Origin of the sequence: Rhodanobacter sp. FDAARGOS 1247 (genome assembly GCF_016889805.1) — a bacterium.
Lineage (GTDB): Bacteria > Pseudomonadota > Gammaproteobacteria > Xanthomonadales > Rhodanobacteraceae > Rhodanobacter.
Map to the genome: position 1 here is coordinate 2,026,651 of NZ_CP069535.1, position 26,256 is coordinate 2,052,906.

Consider the following 26,256-nt stretch of genomic DNA (forward strand, 5'->3'; position numbering starts at 1 on the left):
CGATCAGGTTTTGCGCCGCCGGGATGGGGCTGCGCGTATCAGTGAAAAATCTGCAGCAGCACCAGTCCGGCCACCATCGCGCCGGCGCCGATCAGACGCAAGCGGCGCGGCGGCAGTTTCAGCGCCTCGCGCATCATTGCCTGCCAGCCGCGCGGCGCCGCGAACAGCATGAGTCCCTCGATCACCAGCACCAGGCACAACGCGGCACTCAGCTGGCGCATCGGCCGCGACTCAGCGCTTGGAGCTGGATTGTTCGAAGTAGCGCAGGAACTCGTCGTCGGGCTTCAGGATCATCACGCCCTTGCCGTCCTCGAACGAACTGCGATACGCCGACAGGCTGCGGTAGAAGTTGAAGAACTCCGGGTCCTGGTTGTAGGCCTGCGCGTAGATGGTGGCCGCCTGGGCGTCGCCCTCGCCGCGGACCTTGGCCGCATCGCGCTGGGCGTCGGCACGCAGCACCTGGCCCTGGCGGTCGGCGTCGGCCTGGATCGTCTCGGCCGATTCCTGGCCGGTGAAGCGCAGCTCGTTGGCCAACTGCAGGCGCTCGGCGCGCATGCGCTTGTACACCGATTCGCTGACCTCGTTGGGCAGGTCGATGCGCTTGATGCGCACGTCGACCACGGCGATGCCGAGGTTCTTGCGCGCCGACGCGTCGGTCTGCGCGCGCACGCGCTCGGTGATGTCCTTGCGGCCACCGGAGATCAGGTCGGGCAAGGTGCGGGCGTTGAACTCGAAGCGCAGCGCGTCCTTCACGATCGGAGTCAGCCGCTGCGCGGCCTGCAGCTGGTCGCCGCCGGTGGCGCGGTAGTAGGCGGCGTTGTCGGCGACGCGCCACTTCACGTAGAAGTCGACGTTGACGCTCTTCTTCTCGGAGGTGAAGTAGCGCTCCGGCGGCGCGTCCAGCGACAGGATGCGCTTGTCGAAATTCATCACCTGCTGGATCACCGGCAGCTTGAAATGCAGGCCGGGCTGGTAGTCGGTGCGCACGATGCGACCGAACTGCAGCAACAGGGCGCTGTGCCCTTCGCTGACCACGAACATGCTGTTGATGCCCAGCAGGGCGACCAGCACGGCGAGGACGATGGAGCCGATCTTCATCATGGCTGTGCTCCCTTGCTGGCCGCATCGCTGCTGGCGGGCGCGACCACCGTGCCCACCACCGCCGATTCGGGCGAGGTGGTCGTTGCGCTGCCCTGCAGCGTCGGCAGGTTGATGATGTTGCGACCGCCGGAGCCGTCGATCACCTTCGGGTTCTTCGCCATCACCTGTTCCATCGTTTCCAGCCACAGCCGCTTGCGGGTCACTTCCGGCGCGGCCTTGTATTCCTTCAGCAGCAGGTCGAAGCGGGCCGCGTCACCCTGGGCGCGGGCGATGCGTTCGGCCTTGTAGCCGGCCGCTTCGGCCGCGATGCGGGCGGCGTCGCCGCGGGCCACCGGCACCACCTTGCTGGCGTAGGCCAGGGCGCCGTTCTCGATGCTCTGCTTGTCTTCGCGGGCGTTGTTGACGTCGTCGAAGGCGTCCTTCACCTCGTTCGGCGGCGCCACGTTCTGGAAGCTGACCTCGGTGACGCGCAGGCCGGAGTCGTAGCCGTCCAGCGTTTTCTGCAGCGCCTGCTGCGCCTGGGCGACCAGGCTGGCACCGGCGGCGGACAGGATCTGGTCCATGTCGCTGCCGCCGATCACCGAACGCACGGCGGCCTCGGCCGCAGCGCTGATGGTGCCGTCGGGGTCGTTCAGCGAGAACAGGTATTTGCGCGAGTCGTCCACCTGGTACTGCACGGTGAAGTCGATCGTGATGATGTTCTCGTCGCGGGTCAGCATGGCCACCTTGTCGGTGACCGAGCGGATGCGGGTGGCCTCGACCTTGTTCACCGACTCGATCGGCTGCGGCAGCTTCAGGTGGAAGCCCGGTGCTAGGGTGCGCGAATACTGGCCGAACCGCAGCACCACGCCCTGCTGGCGCGCGCCGATGATGGTGTAGCTGCTGAACAGCAGGCCGACCACCAGCAGCACCACGATGCCGGTGAGGATGCTGCCCGGTCCCTGCCCCATCTTGCCGACGCGGTTCCTGGCCTTGTTCAGCAGGTCATCCACCGGCGACTTGCCGCCCTGGCGGTTTCTGTTCCACGGATCTTTTTGCCCGTTGTTGCCGGGTTCATTCCATGCCACGAGTCAGTCTCCTTTGGGGACGTCCGGGGGCCGGCAACCACGGTCGAAACACGTGTTGCACCGGGTTGCATTGAGATTCAGCCGAGGCTGTCGAAAGTCCTGTGCGAGCCGCCTTTCGCGACCGCGCAAACATCGGGGATTCTATCAGAGCGCGCCCGTCGCCGCGCGCCGGGAACGGCGTCATTCCGCCACGGCCAGCAGTTCCTGCAGCAGTTTCGCCTCGGCCGGATCGCCGCCGCCAAGCGGGGCGATGACACTGCGCGGGGCGTCGATGTGCAGCTGCCAGCCATGTTCGTCGATCGACTCGCCGCTGATGGCTCCCGCCGCCTTGAGCCGGGCATGCAGGCGCCCGGCCGACAGCGGCAGGTGCAGCGGCGAACGCACCCGCTCGCCGCCCAGCAGCTCGCCCAGCGCCTGGCGCAGCAGGTCGAGGCCGACGCCGGTGGCGGCGGACAGCCAGACCCGCACCGGCTTGCCGCTGGCGTCGCGTTCGATCCGCGGCTCGGCGCCGGCCAGGTCGATCTTGTTCATCACCCGCAGTTGCGGCACGTCGCCCGCGTCGATTTCCTCCAGCACGTTGTCGACCACCCGATGCAGCCGCTCACGCTCCTCGTCGGCGGCATCGCTGACGTGCAGCAGCAGGTCGGCATCGCGGGCCTCGGCCAGGGTGGCGCGGAAGGCGGCGACCAGGTCATGCGGCAGTTCGCGGATGAAGCCCACCGTGTCCGCGATCACCGCCGGACCGCAGCTGAGATCCTCCAGCTTGCGCACGGTGGGATCGAGGGTGGCGAACAGCAGGTCGGCGGCGAACACGTCACCGGTGGTCAGCGCGTTGAACAGGGTCGACTTGCCGGCGTTGGTGTAACCGACCAGGGCCACCCGCGGCACCGTGTTGCGCATGCGCGCACGGCGCTGCTGGCCGCGCTGGACCTGGACCTTTTCCAGGCGTTTGGTGAGCTGCTTGACCCGCTCGCCGAGCAGGCGGCGGTCGGTTTCCAGCTGGGTTTCGCCGGGGCCGCGGTTGCCGATGGCGCCGCCGCGCTGGGCGTCCAGATGGGTCCAGCCACGCACCAGCCGGGTGGCCAGGTGCTTGAGCTGGGCCAGTTCCACTTCCAGCTTGCCCTCGTGCGAACGGGCGCGCTGAGCAAAGATGTCGAGGATCAGCCCGGCGCGGTCGACCACGCGCACGCCGAGGTGCTTTTCGAGGTTGCGTTCCTGCACCGGGGTCAGCAGGTGATCGACCAGCACCAGGTCGGCGTTCAGCGCACGCGCCGCCTCGGCGACCTCGTTGGCCTTGCCGCTGCCGATGTAGTAACGGGGGTTGGGATCTTCGACGCGGGCGCTGATCACGGCGAGCACCTCGGCGCCGGCGGACTTCACCAGTTCGGCGAACTCCTCCGCACGGCGTGCCGTGTCGCCCTCGCCACGCGAATGCGGCAGGACGAGGACGGCACGATCGCCTTTCTTTTGACGGTCAAACACGAGTGGGCGTGATCCTTCGGGAGCAAACCTTCTTCATGCGGGCTGACCGCCGCTGTATCAAGCGTCGGCGTCGGCGCCGCCCGAGGCATCTGCCGGATGGTCGTGGCCATCGTGGCCGTCATGACCATTGCCGATGCGCACATTGCGACTGGGCACCACGGTGGAGATGGCGTGCTTGTAGACCATCTGGCTGACCTGGTTGCGCAGCAGCACCACGAACTGGTCGAACGACTCGACGGTCCCCTGCAGCTTGATGCCATTGACCAAGTAGATGGCCACCGGCACCCGTTCGCGCCGCAAAGCATTCAAAAATGGATCCTGCAACGATTGCCCCTTGGACATTTCTTGTTCTCCCCTTGCACCAAACAGACCGGAGAAAAAACGCCAGTGGCGCCCCGGCCCAACATGACTCGATGTTAACTGCTTTCAAATGCTTGATGAAAGAAGATTTTTGCGCCCCGCAAGTGCGTGGCGTCACATTGGCGGCACGGGCTCTCCCGGGGGATCGACAAACAGCTGCACCGCGCCGGCAACGCGCCTCGCCATGCCGGCCTGATCGGGCTCGAACAGGCGTGCGCCATGATCGCTGCGCAGCCAGGTGATCTGGCGCTTGGCCAGCTGGCGGGTGGCGAAGATGGCCCGGTCGCGGAACTGCGCGGCATCGCTGCGGCCATCCAGGTGCTCCCATGCCTGTCGATAGCCGACGGCGCGGATCGCCGGCAGGTCGGCATCGAGATCGCCCCGGGCACGCAACGCGCGCACCTCGTCGAGGAAGCCTTCGGCCAGCATGGCGTCGAACCGCTGCGCGATGCGCCGGTGCAGCAGTTGCCGGTCGGCTGGCAGCAGCGCGATCTTCAATACCCGCCACGGGAATACCGCGCCCGCCCCGCCCCGCTGCAACTCGGACAATGGACGGCCGGTCAGCTCGAACACTTCCAGCGCACGCTGCAGGCGCTGGGTGTCGTTGCTGTCGATGCGGCTTGCTGCGACCGGATCGACCTGGGCCAGCCGGGCATGCAGCGCCGGCCAGCCAGACTGCGCCGCCTCGGCGCCCAGTCGCGCCCGCGTGGCCGGATCGGCCTCGGGCAGGTCGGACAGGCCGAACTGCAACGCGCGGAAATACAACCCGGTGCCGCCGACCAGCAGGGGCACCCGGCCCCGCGCGCTGATCCGTTCCATCACCGGCACCGCATCGGCACAAAAATCCGCGGCCGAGTACGGCTGCGCAGGATCACGGATGTCGACCAGCGCGTGGGGATAACGTGCCAGCGTCGCCGGATCGGGCTTGGCCGTACCGATATCCATGCCGCGGTAGACCAGGGCCGAATCGACACTGACCAGGTCCAGCGGGAAACGCTCGCTCAATTCGCACGCCAGGGCGGTCTTGCCCGAGGCGGTGGGGCCCATCAGGAAGATGGCGAGGGGACGGTGATCGACGGGCATGGCGCTAGTTTAGAGGCTGCCGCAACGCAAAAGGCCCGCGTCGACGACGCGGGCCCGGTACTTGCGCGAACCAGCGCGTTACTTCGCCGGCACGCCCATTTCCTTCAGCAGGTTGTCGGCGTGGTCGAGGTGATGCATCACCCACAGCATGTAGCGCACGTCGACCTGGATCGAGCGGTTGAGCTCGGGATTGAACAGCCAGTCACCGCTCACCGATTCCCAGTTGCCGTCGAACGCGAGGCCGACCAGCCGGCCGTTCGCGTCCATCGCCGGCGAACCGGAGTTGCCGCCGGTGATGTCCAGGTCGGCCAGGAAGTTCACCGGCAGCGTGCCCAGCTTCGGCGACGCATAGCTGTCGAACGCCTTGGCCTTGATCGCCGCCAGCTCGGCCTTCGGCGCATCGAACGGTTCGGCGCCGGTGTACTTCTCGACGATGCCCTGGGCAGTGGTGAACGGCGCGTAGCTGACGCCATCACGGGGCGCCACGCCCTGCACGTTGCCGAAGGTGACGCGCAGCGAGCTGTTCGCATCCGGGTAGACCGGCAGCTTCTGCGAATCCTTCCAGGCGATCATCGCCTGCATGTAGCGCGGGCGCAGTTTGCTCATCTCGCCGTCGCGGGCGTCGCCTTCGTCTTCCAGCGCCTTCAGCTGCGGCTGCACCGCGCGGGCGAGCCTGAGCATGCTGTCGCTGCTGGCATCGATCGCCTTGCTGTCGGCAGTGAACCACTTCATGCGCTCGTCGACGTTGCCGAGCTTGCTGCCGGCATACAGCGCGGCAACTTTCTGCCTGAGCTGGACTTCGGTCTTCGCGCCATCCAGCCAGGCGTCGAGCGCGGGCAGACGCTGCGCCTGCGGCAAGGCCACGTAGCGCGCGAGGCCGTAGACCATGAACTGCTGGTCGACGCCCGGATCGAAGCGGCGATCCATCTGCTTCAGGCCGCCTTCGATGCGCACCCAGTCGCGCTGCTGGTAACCGGCATCGCGTTCGAGGTCGACCTTCGGCCGCTCCTTCGCCAGATGAGTCAGGCGCACCGCCGTGCTGAACATCGACGCGCGGGTCACCAGACCGATGGCCAGGTCGCGATCGCGAGTGGCCTGATTGGCGGCGATCTGCTGGCGCAGCTTGCCGATGTCCGCCGCCAGCGCGGCGTTTTCCGCGCCGCCCTGCTGCTTCAGCCAGGTTTCCAGTGCCGCTTCCTGGGTACGCTTGACCTCGACTGCGTCGGCACGACGCAGGCCTTCGAGCTGGCCGCCGAAATTCTTCAGGTAGTTGTTGAGGCCAGCGACCATGCTGGCGTATTTCACCGCCACCTTCGGGTCAGCCTTGCCGGCGGTGTTGATGATGTTCAGCGTGTCCTGGTAGATCTTGATCTGGGTCGGGTAACGCCAGTCGATCGCGTCCTGCACTTCGTCGGCAAGGCGATAGCGATTGGTGCGCCCCGGGTAGCCGACCACCATCACGTAGTCGCCTGCTTCCACGCCCTGCGGGTTCACCTTGAGCACGTGCTTCGGGTGATACGGCACGTTGTCCTTCGAGAAAGTGGCCGACTTGCCGTCCTTCGAGACGTAGGCGCGCAGGTAGCCGAAGTCGCCGGTGTGGCGCGGCCATATCCAGTTGTCGACGTCGCCGCCGAACTTGCCGATGGAATCCGGCGGCGCGTAGACCAGGCGCACGTCCTTGATCTCCATCTGCCTGATCAACTGGTAGCTGTAGCCGCCGTGGAAGGTGTAGACGTCGCAGCGGTAGCCTTCGCTCTCGCAGGCCTTGACCTGTTCCTTGATCGCCAGCTCGATCGCCTTGTAGCGCTCGGCGCCGCTCATGCCGTCCGTGAGTTTGGCGGTGATCGCCTTGGTGACGTCGCGGATTTCCTCGGTGACGAAGATCCGCGAGGTGGGGCCGGCGGAGAGTTCTTCGGCTTGCGTCTTCGCCAGGAAACCCTTCTCGATCAGATTGTTCTCCGGCGTGGAGTTCAGCTGCAGCGCGCCGTAGACGCAGTGATGGTTGCTCACCACCAAGCCTTCGGGCGAGACGAACGAAGCGGTGCAGCCGCCCAGGCTCACGATCGCGCCCATCGGGTAGGCGGTCAGGTCGGTCAGGCTGGCCGGGTCCAGCTTCAGCCCATGCTGTTTCAGGGTGGCGGCGATTTTCGGCAACTGGGCGGGCTGCCACATGCCTTCGACGGCATGGGCGGTACCGGCGAGACCGGCGGTCAGCGCGGCAGCAAGCAGGACACGACGCATGGAGCACTCCTTGGGAAAACGGGAAAGTGGGCCGAATCGCATTTTCTTGCGATCTGGCCGACCTTTATGCCGCAAACCCATCGTTCATCGGTAGTGACTTTCGGCAGGGTGGGACCGCCTGCCACAGCCGGTCCCTTGGTGCCGCCATCTTCGGCGCCGGCTTCGATCAATCTATAATTGCCGCTTCCCTGCCCGCCGCGCGGGCCAACCGATGGATTCCCCATGTCGCAGACGATGAAAGCCCTGGTCAAGCGCAAGCCCGAACAGGGCATCTGGATGGAAGAGGTGCCGATGCCCGTGGTCGGCCCGAACGAAGTGCTGATCAAGATCGAGAAAACCGCGATCTGCGGCACCGACCTGCACATCTACAAGTGGGACGAGTGGAGCCAGCGCACAATCAAGCCGGGCCTCACCATCGGCCACGAGTTCGTGGGGCGCATCGTGGAGATCGGCCCGGGCGTGACCGGCTACAAGATCGGCGACCGCGTCTCCGCCGAAGGCCACATCGTCTGCGGCCACTGCCGCAACTGCCGCGCCGGCCGCCAGCACCTGTGCCCGAACACCATCGGCATCGGCGTGAACCGCAACGGCGCGTTCGCCGAGTACATGACCATGCCGGCCTCGAACCTGTGGCCGATCCCGGACCAGATCCCGTCCGAGCTGGCCGCGTTCTTCGACCCGTATGGCAACGCGGCGCACTGCGCGCTGGAATTCGACATGATCGGCGAGGACGTGCTGATCACCGGTGCCGGCCCGATCGGCATCATCGCCGCCGGCATCGCCAAGCACATCGGCGCGCGCAACGTGGTGGTCACCGACGTCAACGACTACCGCCTGAAGCTGGCCGCCGACATGGGCGCCACCCGCGTGGTCAACGTCACCAACCAGTCGCTCAAGGACGTGATGAAGGACCTGCACATGGAGGGCTTCGACGTGGGCCTGGAAATGAGCGGCAACCCGCGCGCGTTCAACGACATGCTTGAATGCATGTACCACGGCGGCAAGGTCGCCATGCTCGGCATCATGCCGCGCGGCGCCGGCATCGACTGGGACAAGGTGATCTTCAAGGGCCTCACCCTGCAAGGCATCTATGGCCGGCGCATGTACGAGACCTGGTACAAGATGACCCAGATGGTGCTGACCGGCTTCCCGCTGCAGAAGGTGCTGACCCACCAGATCCACATCGACGACTTCCAGAAGGGCTTCGACCTGATGGACGCCGGCACCTGCGGCAAGGTCGTCTGTTCCTGGCATTGAGCCACGAGGCGGCAGCCGCTCGTCAGCTCCCGGATTGACCGCTCGCGACCGGCCGCAAGGTCGCGAACGGTGTCCCCGCGTTAAGCGCGGTCGCTGTAGATTCGTCATCAGCCCACCTGCACCCCATGCAGGGCGGGTTGAATCAACCATTCAGCGTTTCCAGGGAGTCGGTATGTCCGGGTCGAGCTTGTCGCGGCTGCGCGTCTCCTTGCGTGCAGCCTGGGGTTCCGCACGAACGCGTGCCCGGCAGTTGGGTCAATCGTCCCGCGCCCGCCGTATCGCCGGCATCCTCGCGTCCGTGCTGCTGGTCTACGCCCTGCTCGGCTTCCTTGCCGCTCCGCCACTGCTGCGCAACTACCTGCAGAACCACTCCGCGGAGATGCTGGGGCGGCCGCTGAGTCTCGGGCAGGTGCGCTTCAATCCGTTCACGCTGAACCTGCGGGTCGGCCAGCTGCACCTGCCCGAGGCGGACGGCCAGACGCCCTTCGTCGACATCGACCAGCTCACGCTCAACGCCTCGTGGAGCTCGCTGTTCCGGCTGGCCCCGGTGCTGGACGAACTGCGACTCGATCAGCCGCGGATCGCCATCACGCGAGGCAAGGACCAGCGGTTCAACTTCAGCGACCTGGTCGAGCGCTTCATCGCGAAGCCGGCACCGCCGGACAGCAAGCCGGCGCGTTTCTCGCTCTCCAACATCAGCGTCCACGGCGGCGACATCCGCTTCGACGACCGCCTGCTGGGCGCACGGCACCGCATCGAGAAGCTCGAACTGGGCATCCCGTTCCTGGCCAACCTGCCCAGCTCCACCGACATCTTCGTGCAGCCGCTGCTGGCCATGACGGTGGACGGCAGCCCGCTGCGCATCGACGGCCAGACCAAGCCGTTCGCCAGCAACCGCGAGTCGACCATCGGCTTTCAGCTCGACCGGCTCGACCTGCCGCGCTACCTGGGCTACGTACCGGCGGCGATGCCGGTGACGATTCCCAAGGGCCTGCTCAGTGGCAGGCTGTCACTGCACTTCGTGCAGACGCAGCCGACGCCGCAGCTGCAGCTCACCGGCAACCTGCAACTGGATGATTTCGCGCTCGACAGCAGCCGCGGCGAGCCCATCGCCAGGTTGGGACACGGCAACATCGAACTGACCGACGTGCAACCGCTGGCCTCGCGCTACCACCTCGGCGCGATGCAGCTGGAACGCGCCGCGTTGTTCTACACCCAGCGTGCCGGCGGCCATAGCAACTTCGACACGCTGATGCCGCCCGCGGCCAGGAACGATGACAGCAAGATCGATGACAAGGCGCCGCCGACCGACCTGCGCATCAGCGCGCTCACGCTGCAGGACAGCGCACTCACCTACGCCGACGCCAGCCAGGCCAAGCTGCAGCTGACCCAGCTGCACGGCAGCCTGCTCGGCCTGAGCACACTCGCCGGGCCGTCCGCCAAACTCGACCTGGCCAGCCAGCTCGCCGGCGGCAGTCTCAGCGCGCGTGGCGATGTCGACCTCGCCGCCAGCCACTATGCCGGTGCACTCGAACTGAAACAGGTGTCGCTCGTGCCGCTGCAGGCGCTGGCCGCATCCGCCACGGCGGCGCGCATCGCGAAAGGCAAGCTCGACGCCAGCGGCCAGCTGCGACTGGACTGGGGCAAGGCATTCAACCTGCATATCGAACCGGCCCAACTCGGCATCAGCGACTTCGCGCTGGAGCCGCAGGCCAGGGGGCTGGCTGCACCGGTGGCGTGGCGCCAACTGGATGCCGGCATCACCCGGCTCGATCTGGCCACCCGCAACGCACAACTGGGCAAGGTCACGGCGAACGGTCTGCAGGTCGACGCCGTGCGCGAACGCGACGACCGGATCAACCTGACCAGCCTGTTTGCCGACAAGCACCCCGTACCTGCCAGCGGTGACGAAGGTCCGGCCTGGCGCTGGAGCATCGCCCATCTTGGCGTCGAACAGGGTTCACTGCGCCTCACCGATCGCAGCATCGCTGGTGCCAGGCCGACATCGCTGCTCATCGAGGCACTCAACGGCAATGTCGAAGCGCTCAGCGACAAGCTCGACCAGCCACGCCGGGTCAAGCTGGAAGGCCGTATCGGCAAGGGCAGCTTCGCCACCACCGGCACGCTGCAGCCACTGCCCGCGGTCGCCGACCTGCAGCTGACCACCAAACGACTGGACATCGCCGGTTTCGTGCCTTACGCCAGCGTGCCACTGAACGTGGATGTCACCAGCGCCCGTGTCAGCAGCGACGGCAAGCTGCATTACGACGGCCGCCGGTCCGAGCCGCGCTTCGACTACGCGGGCGACGCCGCGTTCGAGCGCGTGCGCATGCAGGACAAGGTCACCGGCGACGACTTCATGCGCTGGCGTTCGCTGCGCGGCTCGCGCATCGACCTGCGCTACGGCAGCGGCACGCCGCGCGTGCATCTGGGCGCGCTGGTGCTGGACGCGTTCTACGCGCGCGTCATCGTCAACAGCAACGGACGCCTGAACCTGTCCGACGTGATCGCCAACGGCGAACAGGCGCCGGTATCGGTGACCCGCGCCGCGAACACCACGCCGGCGGCGCCGCAACCGGTGTCCAGCGCATCCACGGCGCCCGCCGCCGACATCCGCATCGGCGAGGTCACCCTGGCCAATGGCCAGCTCAACTACACCGACAACTTCATCAAGCCGAACTACACCGCCAACCTCACCAGCCTCAGCGGCAGGATCGGCGCGTTCGGCACCACCGCCGGCGAGCCGCCCGCCGAACTCGTGGCGCAGGCGAAACTGGACGATGCCTCGCCGGTGGACATCAGCGGCAGCATCAACCCGCTGCTGCCGGTGGCCTTCCTCGACATCAAGGGCAAGGCGACCGACGTCGAGCTGACCCGGCTCAGCGCCTACTCCGGCAAGTACACCGGCTACCCCATCAGCAAGGGCCGGCTGACCGCCGACGTGCACTACCTGCTGGACCAGGGCAAGCTCAATGCAGACAACCACCTCTTCATCACCCAGCTGACCTTCGGCGAGCGCTCGAACAGCCCCGGCGTGTCGCACCTGCCGGTGAAGCTGGCGGTGGCCCTGCTGAAGGATACCGAGGGCAACATCGACGTGAACGTGCCGGTGTCCGGCTCGCTGGACGATCCGCAGTTCAGCCTCGGCGGCATGATCATGCGCGCGTTCGGCAACCTCATCGCCAAGGCCGCCACCGCGCCGTTCCGCCTGCTCGCCTCCGCGTTCGGCGGTGGCCACGAGGATCTCGGCCATGTCGAGTTCGCCCCTGGCTCGGCGGTGCTGGATGGCCCCGCCAAGGACCGCCTCGGACAGATCGTGCAGATGCTCAACCGCAAGCCCGCGCTCACCCTGGACATCAGCGGCCGGGTGGATCCGTCGCTGGACGAAGCCGGCTTGCGCAAGGTCACCGTGGATGACCAGATCCGCCGCGAGAAGCTGGCCAAGGAATCAGGCGACAAGATCGCCGCGGACGCCTCGGCAGCGACGCTGGCCGAGGTGACGGTGACACCGGATGAACACGAGCGCTATCTGCGGCGCGCTTACCGGCACGCCGACTTCGAGAAACCCAAGAACGTCCTCGGCCTCAGCAAGTCGCTGGAGCCGGAGGAGATGCGCAGCCTGCTGGAAACCCACGTGAACACGGACGCCGCCGCGATGCGCGCGCTGGCCGAGCGCCGCGCCGCCGCCGTGCAGGAGTGGCTGCATGGCAAGCTGGACGACAAGCGGATCGCGATCAAGCCGCCCAGGCTCGACGCCTCGGGCATCAATGACAAGGGCAAGAGCACGCGCGCGGATTTCGGCCTGCACTGATCGCCCGCGCAGCACGACCGCATGCGCAGCGATCGACTGGCGTCCTACAATGGCGCTTTGTCCAACGCCCGGAATTCCCCATGAGCTACTCAGCCAAGGCGCGCTACGCCAGCGAACTCGACGCCATCCGCGAACAAGGCCTGTTCAAGGCCGAGCGCATCATCACCTCGCCGCAATCCGCCGAGATCGAGCTGGAAGGCGGCCGCAGGGTGCTGAACTTCTGCGCCAACAACTACCTGGGACTGGCCGACCATCCCGAGGTGATCCAGGCCGCCAAGGACGCGCTGGACACGCACGGCTTCGGCATGGCCAGCGTGCGTTTCATCTGCGGCACGCAGGACCTGCACAAGCAGCTGGAAGCGAAGATCGCCGCGTTCTTCGGCACCGAGGACACCATCCTCTACGCCGCCTGCTTCGACGCCAACGGCGGCCTGTTCGAGCCGCTGCTGGGCGAGGAAGACGCGGTGATCTCCGATGCGCTCAACCATGCCTCGATCATCGACGGCATCCGCCTGTGCAAGGCCAAGCGCTTCCGCTACGCCAACAGCGACATGGCCGACCTGGAGAAGCAACTGCAGGCGGCCGACGCGGCCGGCGCGCGCACCAAGCTGATCACCACCGACGGCTCGTTCTCGATGGACGGCTTCATCGCCAAGCTCGACCAGATCACCGCACTGGCAGCGAAGTACAACGCCATGGTGCACATCGACGAATGCCATTGCACCGGCTTCCTCGGCGACACCGGCCGCGGCGCGGCCGAGGTCAACGGCGTGATGGACAGGATCGACATCTTCACCGGCACCCTGGGCAAGGCGCTGGGTGGCGCTCTGGGCGGCTTCACCACCGGCCGCAAGGAAGTGATCGAGCTGCTGCGCCAGCGCTCGCGTCCCTACCTGTTTTCCAACTCGCTGCCGCCGCACGTGGTCGCCGCCGCGATCAAGGTATTCGACATGCTGGCCAGCGCCGGCGACCTGCGCGAGCAGCTCAAGGAGAACACCCGCTACTTCCGCGAGCAGATGACCGCGGCGGGCTTCGACATCAAGCCCGGCGTGCACCCGATCGTGCCGGTGATGATCTACGACGCACCGAAGGCCCAGGCGATGGCCACGGCCTTGCTGGAGGAAGGCATCTACGTCACCGGTTTTTTCTACCCTGTTGTGCCGCAGGGCCAGGCGCGCATCCGCACGCAGATGAGCGCGGCGCATACCCGCGAGCACCTCGACCGGGCGATTGCCGCGTTCACCAGGGTGGGACGAAAGCTGGGCGTGATCGCCGGCTGATCGCTTCCGGCGCAGGCCGCGGGCGGCCCTATGACTTCGTGACGAGGGCTCGCACTTCGTCTTGGTCGAGTCGCCGCCACTGGCCTTTCGCCAACTCGCCCAGGGCAAGTGGGCCAATCGCCACCCGGATCAGTCTCAGGACGTCGAAACCCAGGGCAGCCAGCAACCGGCGGATATGCCGGTTGCGTCCTTCGTCCAGCACCACTTCCAGCCACGCATTCTTGTCGCCCAGGCGCAGAAGCGCGGCCTTGCGCGCCTTCAGCCGATCACCCGCATCGTCGACGCCGGCCAGCATCGCCTGCAGCACGGAGGCGTCGGGTTGACCGGCCACCTGCACGTGGTAGGTCTTCTCCAGATGCGTCGCCGGGTCGGTGATGCCCGCGGCCCAGGTCGTGTCGTTGCTCAGCAGCAGCAAGCCTTCGCTGGCCTTGTCCAGACGACCGACCGGCCCCAGCCACGGCAAACCGGCTGCGGCCAGGGCGGTATAGACCGTCGCCCTGCCATGTTCGTCGGCCGCACTGACCACGATGCCGCGCGGTTTGTTGAAAGCCACGTAGACGCTTTCACTTCGCTGCACCGGCTGGCCATCGACCGCCAGACGATGCCGGTCGATCAGGGTGGGCTGATAGGGATCGCGAACCACGTGGCCATCCACGCTGACCCGACCGGCGCGAATCCACTGCTCGGCCTGGCTGCGCGAACAGGCACCCAGTTTGGACAGCACACGAGCCAGACCATGCCGCGGCGACTGCGCGGATGGAGTCGCTGCGGATGCACGACGGAAAGAAGGGGGACGGGGCATCGCGCTAGCGTATAAGGCTGCGCCGTGGTGCGCCAACCCGACTCGCGCCCGTTCGGGGCCGGCAGGCAAAAAAAACCCGGCCGAAGCCGGGTTTTTCCTTGCTGATTTACCGCGGTTCGATTACTGCTGAACCTGCAGTTCCGTACGACGGTTCTGCGCGCGACCCGCATCGGTCTCGTTGTCACCGATCGGGTTGCTTTCGCCGTGACCGATCGGGCCTTCCAGACGGCTGGCATCGATGCCGTGGCTGGTCAGGTAGTTGTAGACGATCGAGGCGCGACGCTCGGACAGGCTCTGGTTGTACTCGTCGGTACCCTTCGAGTCGGTGTAACCGGCCACCGTCACCTTGACCTGCGGGTAACGCTGCAGGGTATCGACGGCCTGGTTCAGCACCGCGATGGAGTCAGCGCTCGGCTCGGCCAGCGACTTGGAGATGTCCGTCTCACCCTTCTTCGGGCGGTCGAACTTGAAGTTAACGCCACGCAGGTCGATCACGACCTTCTGCGCGCAACCATCAGGGCCGACAATCGTGCCGGCGGCGGTGGCCGGGCACTTGTCTTCGCAGTCGTTCACGCCATCGCTGTCGCTGTCCATCGTCGAGCAGTCAGCCGGGGGCGGAGTGGCGGCGACCGGAGCAGCCGGAGCGGCAGCCGGGGCGCCGAAGCGCGAAACGATGCTGAAGCCCAGGAACCAGTCACCGTAGCCGTCCATGGTCGGCTGGCTGTCGTTGTCCCAGTCATAACGGTAGCCGGCTTCCACGCGGAAGTCGGAGCTGTCGTCGATGGTCTTGGACAGACCGCCGCCCAGCTCGGCAGCCGGGGACCAGCCACTGCCATGCACGCCGTGATGGTTGCTGCCCATCACGCCAGCCAGCAGGTACGGACGCCAGGCGTTCCAGTCGCCCGCGTAGAAGCGCACAGCGGCGCCCACGCTGTTGTTGGACCAGCTGCCGCCACCGTCAGCGTCACGCTTGGTGCGATCGACGAAGATGTCGATCGAGGTGTTCGACGAAATGAAACGACCAACGCCCAGACCGTAGTAGATCTGACGGCTGTTGGTGTTGCGGTCGGTATCGTTGTAGTAACCGCCGACCGTGGGGGCGATGTACCAGCGACCGTCGTAGGACGGCGAGGTCATCGAGCTGGCGGTGTCGGCCGGAGCGGCTGCGTCCTGAGCATGAACGGCACCTACGCCGCCCAGGGCCAGCGCGATCAGAAAATACAAGCCCTTACGTTTCATCAGGTGTCTCCTCAATTATTAGAATTTCGCGTCCGTTCAACCCTGACCGGAAGTCCCGCATCAGACTGAACTACGTCACTCAGAGCTTTTAAAGCCCCTGCTTGGCGTTTATGCGACAAGCGGCGGGGATTGTAGCAAAAGCGTTAAGCCGTGATCGAATTAACACTATTCAGAACAACTACCGGTGAGGTTTCATTCAGGAAAGTCGGATTTGAACGGAATATGGCATTGGCTGGAACATGGAAACGCAGGGACGAAGAAATGCCCATCCCGGCGCCCGACCCTGCGTTAATTTTCCACTCACGTCGTCTTTACAACGTGAAGAGCTCCAGGAAGTGATGCAGAGGCATCGCATCCAGCTGCGCGGGGTCCCGGGTTGCCGCCATGATGGCCTTGACCTTGTGGGCGGGCATGTGGCCCTGCATCGCGGCTTCGAACTTCTGCAGAAGCACCGGTATGCCCTCGGCGCGACGCTTGCGATGACCGATGGGGTAATCGATCGAAACCTTTTCCGTGCTGCTGCCGTCCTTGAAGAACACCTGGACCGAATTGCCGATATAACGCCTGGCCGGATCGAAGTAGTCCCGGGTGAATTGGGGGTTTTCGACGACTGTCATCTTCTCGCGCAACGCATCGATGCGCGGATCGGCGGCGACGTCGTCGTTGTAATCACTGGCCACCAGTCGACCGTGGATCAGCGGCACCGCCACCATGTACTGGATGCAATGATCGCGATCGGCGTAATTCGCCAGCGGACCGGTCTTGTCGATGATGCGACAACCGGCTTCCTGGGTCTCGATGGCGATCCTTTCAATCTGGTCGATCCGACCCGCCACCTGCGAATGCAGCTGCATGGCGCACTCCACCGCTGTCTGCGCGTGGAATTCGGCCGGATAGCTGATCTTGAACAGCACGTTTTCCATCACGTAGCTGCCGAACGGACGCTCGAACTCGAACGGTTTTCCGCCAAATGCCACGTCGTAGAAGCCCCAGGTCTTCGCCGACAGCGCCGACGGATAGCCCGCCACGCCGCGGTAGACCGCATTGATGGCGTGGGTCACCGCGCGACGGCACGCGTCACCGGCAGCCCAGCTCTTGCGCGGACCCGTGTTCGGCGCATGGCGATAGGTACGCAGCGCGCCGTTGTCGATCCAGCTGTGCGACAAGGCCGTTGTGACTTGCTCCCTGCTCCCGCCAAGCATGGCGGTGGCCACGGCGGTCGACGCCAGCCGCACCAGAATCACGTGGTCCAGGCCAACCTGGTTGAAACTGTTCAGCAGCGCGTAGCAGCCCTGGATCTCATGGGCCTTGATCGCGTAACCCAAGACATCGCGCACGGTCAGTGGCCGTCCGCCTTCACGCTCGGCCTTGCGGCTCAGGTAGTCCGCCACGGCGAGGATCGCGCCGAGATTGTCCGAAGGATGCCCCCACTCCGCCGCCAGCCAGGTGTCATTGAAATCCAGCCAGCGGATCTGCGTGCCGATCGCAAACGCCGCCTGTGCCGGGTCAAGCTCATGGTGGGTCCCCGGGACGCGCGCACCACCCGGCAAGATGGCGCCCGGCACCAACGGCCCGAGATGCTTCACGCACTCGGGGAACTTCATCGCCATCATCGCCGTGGCCAGCGAGTCCAGCAGCATGTAGCGCGCGGTGTCGTACGCTTCGGCAGAGTCGATCTTGTAGTCGACGACATAGTTGGCGACGTCGACCATCGGCTGGTCGGGATCTGGGCGCTTGGCGGAGCGGATGTCGTGCGTACTCATGAGTGCTTGGTCTCCTGACGGCAGGAAAGCCGTCATTGCTCGGGATGAACCATCCTTGTCGCTTGACGCCTATCTTGTCAGAAGCCACCTGAGCATGTGGTGGCACCGAAGGGGAAACTGCCCCGCTCTGCGCGGAATCACCCTGCGGGCGCGCGCACCCAGCCTTCCATCAGCACGCGCGCGCTTCGGCTCATGATCGCCTTGGTGACGGTCCATGCACCATCAACCAGCGTTGCCTCCGCACCCACGCGCAAGGTGCCCGACGGATGACCAAAGCGCACGGCCTGTCGCTCACCACCGCCTGCCGCAATGTTCACCAGCGTGCCCGGAATGGCCGCGGCGGTACCGATAGCCACCGCCGCCGTACCCATCATGGCGTGGTGCAGCTTGCCCATCGACATCGCGCGCACGAGCAGGTCGATGTCATCCGCCTTGACGGGCTTGCCGCTCGATGCGACGTAGTCGGCCGGCCTGGCGACAAATGCGACCTTGGGCGTGTGCTGCCGCGTGGCGATCTCGTCGAGTGACTTGATCAGCCCCATGCGCAGCGCGCCATGTGCGCGAATGGCCTCGAACATCGCCAGAGCCGTGGCGTCGCCATTGACGGCCTCCTGCAGCTCCGTGCCGGTGTAGCCGATCGCGTCGGCCTGCACAAAAATCGTGGGAATGCCGGCGTTGATCATGGTCGCCTTGAGCGTACCGACACCCGGCACTTCCAGGTCGTCCACGAGATGACCGGTGGGAAACATGGCCCCGCCAGCGCCGTCTTCCTCAGCTGCCGGATCCAGAAATTCCAACTGCACTTCGGCGGCAGGGAACGTCACGCCGTCCAGCTCGAAGTCGCCGGTTTCCTGCACCGCGCCGTCGGTCATCGGCACATGGGCGATGATGGTCTTGCCGATGTTGGCCTGCCAGATGCGCACGGTGGCGATGCCGTCGCGCGGAACGCGCGCGGGATCCACCAGGCCGCCCGCGATGGCGAACGGACCGACCGCCGCCGAGAGGTTGCCACAGTTGCCGCTCCAGTCGACGAAGGCCTTGTCGATCGCCACCTGGCCGAACAGGTAATCCACGTCGTGATCCGGCCGGGTGCTGCTGGAGACGATCACCGCCTTGCTGGTGCTGGAGGTGGCGCCGCCCATGCCGTCGATCTGCTTGCCGTAGGGATCGGGGCTGCCGATCACGCGCTGCAGCAGCGCATCGCGCGCGGCGCCCGGTACCTGCGCGGTCTCGGGCAGGTCCTGCAAGCGGAAGAACACGCCCTTGCTGGTGCCGCCGCGCAGGTAGGTGGCGGGAATGCGGAGCTGGGGGAGCTGTGCCATGTATCTGTGATCCTGTGGTGACTGTGCCGCGCCGGCAAATCATGCAGGCGCAACCGCCAACCGCATGGCGATGCCTCGTGGCATCACCCGCGGAACAACGCGCGGTCAGGCCGCCTGCGAAGCCTCGATGAAGTCCTGCGCGAAGCGTTGCAGCACACCGCCCGCTTCGTAGATCAGCACTTCCTCGGCGGTGTCCAGGCGGCAGATCACCGGCACCTCGACGCGTTCACCATGCTTGCGGTGGATGACCAGAACCAGCTCCGCCAAGGGGCTGCGTACGCCGACGACGTCAAAGGTTTCGGTGCCATCGATGCCCAGCGTCTTGCGATTGGTGCCCGGCTGGAACTCCAGTGGCAGCACTCCCATGCCGATCAGGTTGGTGCGATGGATCCGCTCGAAGCCTTCAGCCGCGATCGCCTCCACGCCCGCCAGGCGCACGCCCTTCGCCGCCCAGTCACGCGACGAGCCCTGACCGTAGTCGGCGCCGGCGATGATGATCAGCGGCTGCTTGCGCTCCATGTAGGTTTCGATCGCCTCCCACATGCGCATGACCTCGCCTTCCGGCTCCACGCGGGCCAGCGAACCCTTCTTCACTTCGCCATCGAACACCGCCATTTCATTCATCAGCGTGGGATTGGCGAAAGTGGCGCGCTGCGCGGTCAGGTGGTCGCCGCGATGGGTCGCGTACGAATTGAAGTCCTCTTCCGGCAGGCCCATCCTTGCGAGGTATTCGCCCGCAGCGCTGTTACGCATGATCGCGTTCGACGGCGACAGGTGATCGGTGGTGATGTTGTCGCCAAGCACCGCCAGCGGACGCATGCCAGTGAGCGTGCGCTCACCCGCAAGGGCGCCCTCCCAGTACGGCGGGCAACGGATGTAGGTGCTCTGCGGGCGCCAGTCGTACAACGGCGCGGCGCGGGTGCCGGCGTGGCCGGTGCGCGCGAACATCGGCTCGTAGACCTTGCGGAACTGCTCCGGCTTCACGCTGGAGGAGACGATCGCGTCGATCTCTTCATCCGTGGGCCAGATGTCTTTCAGCGTCACCGGCTGGCCGTTGGCGTCCAGACCGAGCACGTCCTTCTCTATATCGAAACGGATGGTGCCGGCGATGGCGTACGCGACCACCAGCGGCGGCGAAGCCAGGAAGGCCTGCTTGGCATACGGGTGGATGCGACCATCGAAGTTGCGGTTGCCCGACAGCACGGCAGTCGCGTAAAGATCGCGATCGATGATCTCCTGCTGGATCGCCGGATCGAGCACGCCGGACATGCCGTTGCAGGTGGTGCACGCGAACGCGACGATGCCGAAGCCGAGCTTCTCCAGCTCGGGCAGCAGGTTCGCTTCTTCCAGGTACAACTGCACCGCCTTGGAACCCGGTGCCAGCGAGCTCTTCACCCAGGGCTTGCGCGTGAGTCCGCGCGCATTGGCGTTGCGCGCCAGCAGCGCAGCCGCGATCACGTTGCGCGGGTTGCTGGTGTTGGTGCAGCTGGTGATGGCGGCAATGATCACCGCGCCATCGGGCATCTGGCCCGGTTGTTCTTCCCACTCGGCAGCGATGCCGCGCGCGGCGAGATCCGATGTCGGCAGGCGCTTGTGCGGGTTGGACGGGCCAGCCATGTTGCGCACCACGGAGGACAGGTCGAACGTCAGCGTGCGCTCGTACTGGGCATGCAGCAGCGTGTCGGCCCACAGGCCCGCAGCCCTGGCGTAGGTTTCCACCAGCCGGACCTGCTCGTCGCTGCGGCCGGTGAGGCGCAGGTAGTCGAGGGTCTGCCCGTCGATGAAGAACATCGCCGCGGTGGCACCGTACTCGGGTGCCATGTTGGAGATCGTCGCGCGATCGCCCAGGGTAAGGCTGGCGGCGCCTTCACCGCGGAATTCCAGGTACGCGCCGACCACCTTCTGCTTGCGCAGGAATTCGGTGAGCTCAAGCACGATGTCGGTGGCGGTAATGCCGGGCCGGCGCTTGCCGGTGAGCTCCACGCCCACGATGTCGGGCAGGCGCATCCACGAGGCGCGGCCAAGCATCACGCTCTCGGCTTCCAGGCCGCCGACGCCGACGGCGATCACGCCCAGCGCGTCCACGTGCGGCGTGTGGCTGTCGGTGCCCACGCAGGTGTCCGGATAAGCCACACCGTCCTGTACCTGCACCACCGGCGACATCTTCTCCAGGTTGATCTGGTGCATGATGCCATTGCCTGGCGGAATCACGTCGACGTTTTCGAACGCCTGCTTGGTCCAGTCGATGAAGTGGAAGCGGTCTTCGTTGCGGCGATCCTCGATCGCGCGGTTCTTCGTGAACGCGTTCGGGTCGAAGCCGCCGCACTCCACCGCCAGCGAGTGATCGACGATCAACTGCACCGGCACCACCGGATTCACCTTGGCCGGGTCGCCGCCGCGTTCGGCAATCGCGTCGCGCAGACCGGCCAGGTCCACCAGCGCCGTCTGGCCAAGGATGTCATGGCACACCACACGCGCCGGGAACCACGGAAAATCACGCTCGCGCTTGCGCTCGATGATCTGCTTCAGCGATTCGACGAGAATCGCCGGATCGCAACGACGCACCAGGTTCTCGGCGAACACGCGCGAGGTATAGGGCAGCGCGTCATAGGCGCCCGGCTGGATCGCCTCCACGGCGGCGCGCGCATCGAAATAGTCCAGCGACGTGCCGGAAAGGGATTGGCGATAGACAGTATTCATGAATGCTGGGGAACCCTGGAGATAAATACCCGGTTGAACGCAGGTCGATGCGTTGTCTGCGCTCCCGCCCGACAACGGCTGTTCATGGCAAACCGGTCATGGGGGCAAAGCGGGAGAACTAGATCATTGGACGACAGATTGTAGCGGGAGCAGGCATTTTCCTTAAGAGCTTGGCTTGACTGGTGTGCGCGACGGCATCGACAATGCTCGGACACCTTCCCAAAAGGGAGTAGTTCCCGCGGCAGGCGTTGTCCCGCCCGGTGCGACGATCGTCAACACGAGCGAGGTCTCGCTCCGGTCGTCCAGCAGTTGCCTGCGAACGAGACTTTTGCGGTGGTCACGGGCCGCGCGCGTCCGTGGCCACTGCATTGTCCGACGCGCAAGGAAACCTCGATGGATTTCGCTGCTCCCGATTTTCTCTCCGGCCTGCTGGCCATCATCCTGCTCGACCTCGTGCTGGCCGGCGACAATGCCATCGTCATTGCGATGGCCGCCAGCCGGTTGCCGAAGGAGCTGCAGAAGAAGGCGATTTTCTGGGGCACGTTCGGCGCCATCGCGATCCGCTTCGTACTGACCGCCGTGGTCGTCTATCTGCTGAAGCTTCCCGGGCTGATGCTGGTTGGCGGTCTGCTGTTGCTGCCGATCGCCTGGAAACTGCTGAACCACGGTGACGACCAGGGCCCGGACATCAAGTCGGGCAACACGTTCTGGGCTGCGCTGCGCACGATCATCGTCGCCGACGCGCTGATGGGTCTGGACAACGTGCTGGCCATTGCCGGCGCCTCCAAGGGCCACCTGCTGCTGGTCATCCTGGGGCTCCTGATCAGCGTGCCGCTGGTGGTCTGGGGCTCGACGATGATCCTGAAACTGATCGATCGCTACCCGATCATCATGTACATCGGCGCCGCAGCCATCGCGATCACCGCCGGCCGCATGATCACCCACGACCACCTGCTGAGCAGCTGGTTCGAGGCGCACGCATGGGTGAAGTACGGCGTCGATGCGCTGGCCGTGATCGGCATCTGCGGCGGAGGCTGGCTGGTGCACAGGCGCAGGGAACAGGCCAGGTTGGCCAACCACTGAATCGAGGCCCCACCCGGAGCGGACTGAACCGATCCCGTTCCGGGGACACTGGTCGACACGGCGAACCCGGGGCCCCGCCCCGATTCGCCGTCACGGGTTCAGCGCTTGTCGATCGCCACGTAGGCCTGGTCTTCCGGGCCGGTGTAGTTTGCGCTGGGGCGGATGATCTTGCCGTCCTGGCGCTGCTCGATCACGTGGGCGCTCCAGCCGGAAGTACGCGAGATCACGAACAGCGGGGTGAACATCGCGGTGGGCACGCCCATCATGTGGTACGCGCTGGCCGAGAACCAGTCGAGGTTGGGGAACATCTTCTTGACCTCGCCCATCACCTTCTCGATCCGCTCGGACACCTCGAACAGGGTCGGGTTGCCGCCGTCGGTGCACAGCTTGCGCGAGACTTCCTTGATGATCTCGTTGCGCGGATCGGAGACGGTGTAAACCGGGTGACCGAAGCCGATGATGATTTCCTTCTTCTCGACGCGGGCGCGGATGTCGGCCTCGGCATCGTTCGCGTTGCGATAGCGCGCGATGATCTCCATCGCCACCTCGTTGGCGCCGCCGTGCTTCGGACCGCGCAGCGCGCCGATCGCGCCGGTGATCGCCGAATACATGTCCGAACCGGTACCGGCGATGACGCGGGCGGCAAAGGTGGAGGCGTTGAACTCGTGCTCGGCGTACAGCACCAGTGACTTGTCCAGCGCCTGCGCATGCAGGTCGCTGGGCTTCCTGCCATGCAGCACATGCAGGAAGTGCGCGGCGATCGAGTCGTCGTCGGTCTCGGTCTCGACGCGCTTGCCGTTGTGGCTGAAGTGGTACCAGTACAGCAGCATCGAACCGAAGCTGGCCATCAGGCGGTCGGCGATGTCGCGTGCGCCGGTGACGTTGTGGTCGTCCTTCTCCGGCAGCACGGTGCCCAGCACCGAACAACCGGTGCGCAGCACGTCCATCGGATGGGTCGAGGCCGGCAGCAGCTCCATCGCGGCCTTCACCGGCGCAGGCAAGCCGCGCAGGCGCTTCAGTTTGGCCTTGTAGTTCTGCAGTTCGGTCCAGGTCGGCAGCACGCCGTGCACCAGCAGGTAGGCCACTTCCTCGAAGCAGCCCTTGGCCGCCAGGTCATGGATGTCGTAGCCGCGGTAATGCAGGTCATTGCCGCTGCGGCCGACCGTGCACAGCGCGGTGTTGCCGGCGGCGACGCCGGACAGGGCGACGGATTTCTTGGCCTTGGGCAGGACTTGTTCGCTCATCGGGTTCTCCAGGGTGCGTTTTTTTGCTTGGCGTATGCGTTTGCGCAGGGATCAGCCCTGCTTCGAAAACAGCGCGTCGAGCTTGTCCTCATAGGCGTGGTAACCGAGGAAGTCGTACAGCTCCTCGCGCGTCTGCAAGGTGTCGATGATGTTCTTCTGGGTGCCTTCGCGGCGCACGGTTTCATAGAAGTTGAGCGCCGCCTTGTTCATCGCGCGATAGGCACCGCAGCAGTACAGCGCGATGTCCACGCCGGCGTCGCGCAGTTCGTCGGTGGTGAAGAACGGGGTGGAACCGAACTCGGTGAGGTTGGCCAGGATCGGCACCTTCACCGCGGCCTTGAACTTGCGGTAATCCGCCAGCGTCTTCATCGCCTCGGGGAAGATCATGTCGGCACCGGCCTCGACGTAGGCCACCGCGCGCTCGATCGCCGCGTCGATGCCTTCCACGGCCGCCGCGTCGGTGCGCGCCATGATCACGAAGCCCGCATCGGTGCGCGCATCCACCGCCGCCTTCACCCGGTCGACCATCTCGTCCTTCGGCACCACTTCCTTGCCGGGACGATGGCCACAACGCTTCTGGCCGACCTGATCCTCCATGTGCACCGCAGCCACGCCCACGCGCTCGAACGAGCGGATCGTGCGGGCGATATTGAACGCCCCGCCCCAGCCGGTATCGATGTCGACCAGCAGCGGCAGGCCGGTGGCGTCGACGATGCGGCGCGCGTCGGTAAGCACATCTTCCATGGTGCTGATGCCGAGGTCCGGCATGCCCAGCGAATTGGCGGCCACGCCGCCGCCGGACAGGTACAGCGCCTTGTAGCCGACGCGCCTGGCCATCAGGCCGGCGTAGGCGGTGATCGCGCCCATCACCTGAAGTGGCTGTTCGGCGGCAACGGCCGAACGGAAACGTGTACCGGGGGATGCGGGCTGAGTCATGTCGCCTCCGTCAAAACGGGCATTTTAGCCCACCGGGGCGTCCCGCCGGGATTGGACCTTCCGACACCCCTGCCATCGCCTCGAACGGAGGCTGGCGCCGGGCCAGCGGCGAGCCGCAATTTCCTGCGTGACGAATCCGCCGCCGCCCCGTACATTCAACCCATGAGCACATCGACTCCTCTCGCGAAACGCATCCTGTGGGGCCTGGTGATCGGCGTGGTGGCCGCCGTGGCCACCCTGGGCATCGGCCAACTGCATCCGCCCACCCTGGCCTTGATGCAGAAGGTCTCCGGTGCGGTGTTCGACCCGTTCGGGCAGATCTTCCTGCGCTTGCTGTTCTTCGTGGTGATCCCGCTGGTGTTCAGCTCGCTGGCCTCCGGCGTGGCCCAACTGGGCCGACTGGACCGGCTGGGGCCGCTGGCCGGGCGCACTTTTGCGCTGTTCTTCGCCAACATGCTGATCGCCGTGGCGATCGGCCTGGTGATGATGAACACGGTACAGCCCGGCCATCATCTGGACGAGCAGGCGCGCACCCAGCTGATGCAGGAATACGGCAGCAGCGCGCAGAAGACGATCGACACCAAGGCCGCCCAGCCCAGCATGAGTTTCAGCACGCTGGTGGAGATGTTCATGCCGCGCAACCTGGTCGGCGCGGTGGCCGGCCCCAGCCGCAATGCGCTGGGCGACGTACTGCCGCTGATCCTGTTCGCGATCCTGGTCGGCGCGGCGGCCACCCAGTTGCGCGAGAAGGAGCGCAAGCGGGTGCAGGTGGCGCTGGACACCATCACCGACCTGATGACGAAAATCGTGGGCTTCGCCCTGCAACTGGCGCCCTTCGCGGTACCGGCGATGATCTACAGCGTGATCGTCAAGGTCGGCGTGGACGTGCTGCTGGCGCTGTCGGTGTTCGTGGTCGGCTGCAGCGTCGCGCTGGCGCTGCACCTGTTCGGCACGATGTCGCTGTGGTTGCGTTTCCTGGCCAGGCGTTCGCCGCTGGCGTACTTCCGGCAGATCCGCGCCCTGCTGATCACCGCGTTCTCGACCAGTTCCAGCAACGCCTGCCTGCCCGCCTCGCTGGCGGTGGCGCATGACGAGCTGAAGCTCAACCCCAGCACCGCCGGCTTCGTGCTGCCACTGGGCGCGACCATGAACATGAGCGGCACCGCCCTGTTCGAGGGCTGTGTGGTGCTGTTCGTGGCGCAGGCGTTCGGCGTGGAACTCAGCCTGAGCCATCAGGCCATCCTGATGCTGCTGTCGGTGCTGAGCGCGGTGGCCGTCGCCGGCATACCGGGCGGCTCGCTGCCGATGATCGCCGGCCTGCTGGCGACGTTCGGCATCCCGCCGGAAGGCATCGGCATCGTCATCGGGGTGGACCGCATCCTGGACATGATGCGCACCACGGTCAACGTGGGCAGCGACATCGTCACCGCCACGGTGGTGGACCAGCAACTGCGCGGGCGACTGGTCGCGCCCTGAGCGCCCCCC

19 protein-coding genes are annotated in these 26,256 nt (G+C 65.9%); 5 read left to right on the forward strand and 14 right to left on the reverse strand.

What is annotated here, in order from left to right; all coding sequences use genetic code 11:
* Positions 1-38: 38 nt before the first annotated feature.
* The 7 genes from I6J77_RS09195 to I6J77_RS09225 all read right to left on the reverse strand — a co-directional run bounded on the left by I6J77_RS09195 (position 39) and on the right by I6J77_RS09225 (position 7,334).
* The gene (locus tag I6J77_RS09195) at positions 39-221 is read right to left on the reverse strand and encodes a DUF2065 domain-containing protein (protein ID WP_056764817.1); all 183 of its coding nucleotides are present in this window, start codon (positions 219-221) and stop codon (positions 39-41) included.
* A gap of 10 nt (positions 222-231) precedes the next feature.
* Positions 232-1,098 (reverse strand): protease modulator HflC, encoded by an 867-nt coding sequence (hflC, locus tag I6J77_RS09200; protein WP_204111446.1) that lies wholly within the window; start codon positions 1,096-1,098, stop codon positions 232-234.
* Positions 1,098-2,168 carry an FtsH protease activity modulator HflK gene (hflK, locus tag I6J77_RS09205; protein ID WP_204108761.1) on the reverse strand — a complete coding sequence of 357 codons (1,071 nt, stop codon included), beginning with the start codon at positions 2,166-2,168 and terminating at the stop codon, positions 1,098-1,100. Before hflK ends, hflC begins: the two co-directional genes overlap by 1 nt.
* A 180-nt stretch (positions 2,169-2,348) precedes the next feature.
* The gene (gene hflX, locus I6J77_RS09210; RefSeq protein ID WP_204108762.1) at positions 2,349-3,650 is read right to left on the reverse strand and encodes a ribosome rescue GTPase HflX; all 1,302 of its coding nucleotides are present in this window, start codon (positions 3,648-3,650) and stop codon (positions 2,349-2,351) included.
* 57 nt (positions 3,651-3,707) lie between these two features.
* Positions 3,708-3,992, reverse strand: a complete 285-nt coding sequence (gene hfq, locus I6J77_RS09215) for an RNA chaperone Hfq (RefSeq protein WP_007809007.1) — start codon at positions 3,990-3,992, stop codon at positions 3,708-3,710.
* Positions 3,993-4,124: 132 nt separating this feature from the next.
* The gene (gene miaA, locus I6J77_RS09220) at positions 4,125-5,093 is read right to left on the reverse strand and encodes a tRNA (adenosine(37)-N6)-dimethylallyltransferase MiaA (RefSeq protein WP_204108763.1); all 969 of its coding nucleotides are present in this window, start codon (positions 5,091-5,093) and stop codon (positions 4,125-4,127) included.
* Between the two features lie 78 nt (positions 5,094-5,171).
* Complete coding sequence (locus tag I6J77_RS09225; RefSeq protein ID WP_204108764.1) at positions 5,172-7,334, reverse strand: S46 family peptidase; 2,163 nt, start codon at positions 7,332-7,334, stop codon at positions 5,172-5,174.
* Positions 7,335-7,568: 234 nt separating this feature from the next.
* On the opposite strand from I6J77_RS09225, the gene tdh reads away from it, so the two are divergent.
* The 3 genes from tdh (at position 7,569) to kbl (ending at position 13,682) form a co-directional block, all read left to right on the forward strand.
* Positions 7,569-8,591, forward strand: a complete 1,023-nt coding sequence (gene tdh, locus I6J77_RS09230) for an L-threonine 3-dehydrogenase (protein WP_056717611.1) — start codon at positions 7,569-7,571, stop codon at positions 8,589-8,591.
* A 250-nt stretch (positions 8,592-8,841) separates the two neighbouring features.
* Positions 8,842-12,402, forward strand: coding sequence for a DUF748 domain-containing protein (locus I6J77_RS09235; RefSeq protein ID WP_343230138.1), 3,561 nt, complete (start codon positions 8,842-8,844; stop codon positions 12,400-12,402).
* Positions 12,403-12,482: 80 nt separating this feature from the next.
* Positions 12,483-13,682, forward strand: coding sequence for a glycine C-acetyltransferase (gene kbl / locus I6J77_RS09240; RefSeq protein ID WP_204108765.1), 1,200 nt, complete (start codon positions 12,483-12,485; stop codon positions 13,680-13,682).
* A 28-nt stretch (positions 13,683-13,710) separates the two neighbouring features.
* Here kbl and I6J77_RS09245 read toward each other — a convergent pair whose 3' ends face one another.
* The 5 genes from I6J77_RS09245 to acnD all read right to left on the reverse strand — a co-directional run bounded on the left by I6J77_RS09245 (position 13,711) and on the right by acnD (position 21,508).
* Complete coding sequence (locus I6J77_RS09245; protein WP_204108766.1) at positions 13,711-14,484, reverse strand: pseudouridine synthase; 774 nt, start codon at positions 14,482-14,484, stop codon at positions 13,711-13,713.
* 120 nt (positions 14,485-14,604) lie between these two features.
* The gene (locus I6J77_RS09250) at positions 14,605-15,723 is read right to left on the reverse strand and encodes an OmpA family protein (RefSeq protein WP_056717591.1); all 1,119 of its coding nucleotides are present in this window, start codon (positions 15,721-15,723) and stop codon (positions 14,605-14,607) included.
* Between the two features lie 311 nt (positions 15,724-16,034).
* On the reverse strand, positions 16,035-17,486 hold the full coding sequence (locus I6J77_RS09255; protein WP_056764799.1) for a bifunctional 2-methylcitrate dehydratase/aconitate hydratase: 1,452 nt from the start codon (positions 17,484-17,486) through the stop codon (positions 16,035-16,037).
* Between the two features lie 137 nt (positions 17,487-17,623).
* A complete protein-coding gene (gene prpF / locus I6J77_RS09260; RefSeq protein WP_204108767.1) occupies positions 17,624-18,808 on the reverse strand; it encodes a 2-methylaconitate cis-trans isomerase PrpF in 1,185 nt (394 codons plus the stop codon).
* Between the two features lie 105 nt (positions 18,809-18,913).
* Entirely contained in the window at positions 18,914-21,508 is a 2,595-nt protein-coding gene (gene acnD, locus I6J77_RS09265) for a Fe/S-dependent 2-methylisocitrate dehydratase AcnD (RefSeq protein ID WP_204108768.1), read from the reverse strand.
* A gap of 393 nt (positions 21,509-21,901) precedes the next feature.
* Between acnD and I6J77_RS09270 the strand changes: the two genes are divergently transcribed.
* Entirely contained in the window at positions 21,902-22,591 is a 690-nt protein-coding gene (locus I6J77_RS09270) for a TerC family protein (RefSeq protein WP_056717595.1), read from the forward strand.
* A 98-nt stretch (positions 22,592-22,689) separates the two neighbouring features.
* Here the strand turns inward: I6J77_RS09270 and prpC are convergent, their stop codons facing one another.
* Positions 22,690-23,835 carry a 2-methylcitrate synthase gene (prpC, locus tag I6J77_RS09275; protein ID WP_007809023.1) on the reverse strand — a complete coding sequence of 382 codons (1,146 nt, stop codon included), beginning with the start codon at positions 23,833-23,835 and terminating at the stop codon, positions 22,690-22,692.
* A 51-nt stretch (positions 23,836-23,886) separates the two neighbouring features.
* Entirely contained in the window at positions 23,887-24,771 is an 885-nt protein-coding gene (gene prpB / locus I6J77_RS09280) for a methylisocitrate lyase (protein WP_204108769.1), read from the reverse strand.
* Positions 24,772-24,933: 162 nt separating this feature from the next.
* Here prpB and I6J77_RS09285 point away from each other — a divergent pair, with 162 nt between their 5' ends.
* The gene (locus I6J77_RS09285; protein WP_204108770.1) at positions 24,934-26,247 is read left to right on the forward strand and encodes a dicarboxylate/amino acid:cation symporter; all 1,314 of its coding nucleotides are present in this window, start codon (positions 24,934-24,936) and stop codon (positions 26,245-26,247) included.
* Positions 26,248-26,256: the final 9 nt, after the last annotated feature.

What these genes read in the sequence shown, in the direction of transcription:
- I6J77_RS09285 (WP_204108770.1), top strand. Translation starts at nt 24,934, where the DNA reads ATGAGCACATCGACTCCTCTCGCGAAACGCATCCTGTGGGGCCTGGTG.
- hflC (WP_204111446.1), bottom strand. Translation starts at nt 1,098, where the DNA reads ATGAAGATCGGCTCCATCGTCCTCGCCGTGCTGGTCGCCCTGCTGGGC.
- I6J77_RS09195 (WP_056764817.1), bottom strand. Translation starts at nt 221, where the DNA reads ATGCGCCAGCTGAGTGCCGCGTTGTGCCTGGTGCTGGTGATCGAGGGA.
- acnD (WP_204108768.1), bottom strand. Translation starts at nt 21,508, where the DNA reads ATGAATACTGTCTATCGCCAATCCCTTTCCGGCACGTCGCTGGACTAT.
- I6J77_RS09245 (WP_204108766.1), bottom strand. Translation starts at nt 14,484, where the DNA reads ATGCCCCGTCCCCCTTCTTTCCGTCGTGCATCCGCAGCGACTCCATCC.
- I6J77_RS09225 (WP_204108764.1), bottom strand. Translation starts at nt 7,334, where the DNA reads ATGCGTCGTGTCCTGCTTGCTGCCGCGCTGACCGCCGGTCTCGCCGGT.
- tdh (WP_056717611.1), top strand. Translation starts at nt 7,569, where the DNA reads ATGAAAGCCCTGGTCAAGCGCAAGCCCGAACAGGGCATCTGGATGGAA.
- I6J77_RS09270 (WP_056717595.1), top strand. Translation starts at nt 21,902, where the DNA reads ATGGATTTCGCTGCTCCCGATTTTCTCTCCGGCCTGCTGGCCATCATC.
- I6J77_RS09255 (WP_056764799.1), bottom strand. Translation starts at nt 17,486, where the DNA reads ATGAGTACGCACGACATCCGCTCCGCCAAGCGCCCAGATCCCGACCAG.
- prpB (WP_204108769.1), bottom strand. Translation starts at nt 24,771, where the DNA reads ATGACTCAGCCCGCATCCCCCGGTACACGTTTCCGTTCGGCCGTTGCC.
- I6J77_RS09250 (WP_056717591.1), bottom strand. Translation starts at nt 15,723, where the DNA reads ATGAAACGTAAGGGCTTGTATTTTCTGATCGCGCTGGCCCTGGGCGGC.
- prpC (WP_007809023.1), bottom strand. Translation starts at nt 23,835, where the DNA reads ATGAGCGAACAAGTCCTGCCCAAGGCCAAGAAATCCGTCGCCCTGTCC.
- hfq (WP_007809007.1), bottom strand. Translation starts at nt 3,992, where the DNA reads ATGTCCAAGGGGCAATCGTTGCAGGATCCATTTTTGAATGCTTTGCGG.
- miaA (WP_204108763.1), bottom strand. Translation starts at nt 5,093, where the DNA reads ATGCCCGTCGATCACCGTCCCCTCGCCATCTTCCTGATGGGCCCCACC.
- kbl (WP_204108765.1), top strand. Translation starts at nt 12,483, where the DNA reads ATGAGCTACTCAGCCAAGGCGCGCTACGCCAGCGAACTCGACGCCATC.
- prpF (WP_204108767.1), bottom strand. Translation starts at nt 18,808, where the DNA reads ATGGCACAGCTCCCCCAGCTCCGCATTCCCGCCACCTACCTGCGCGGC.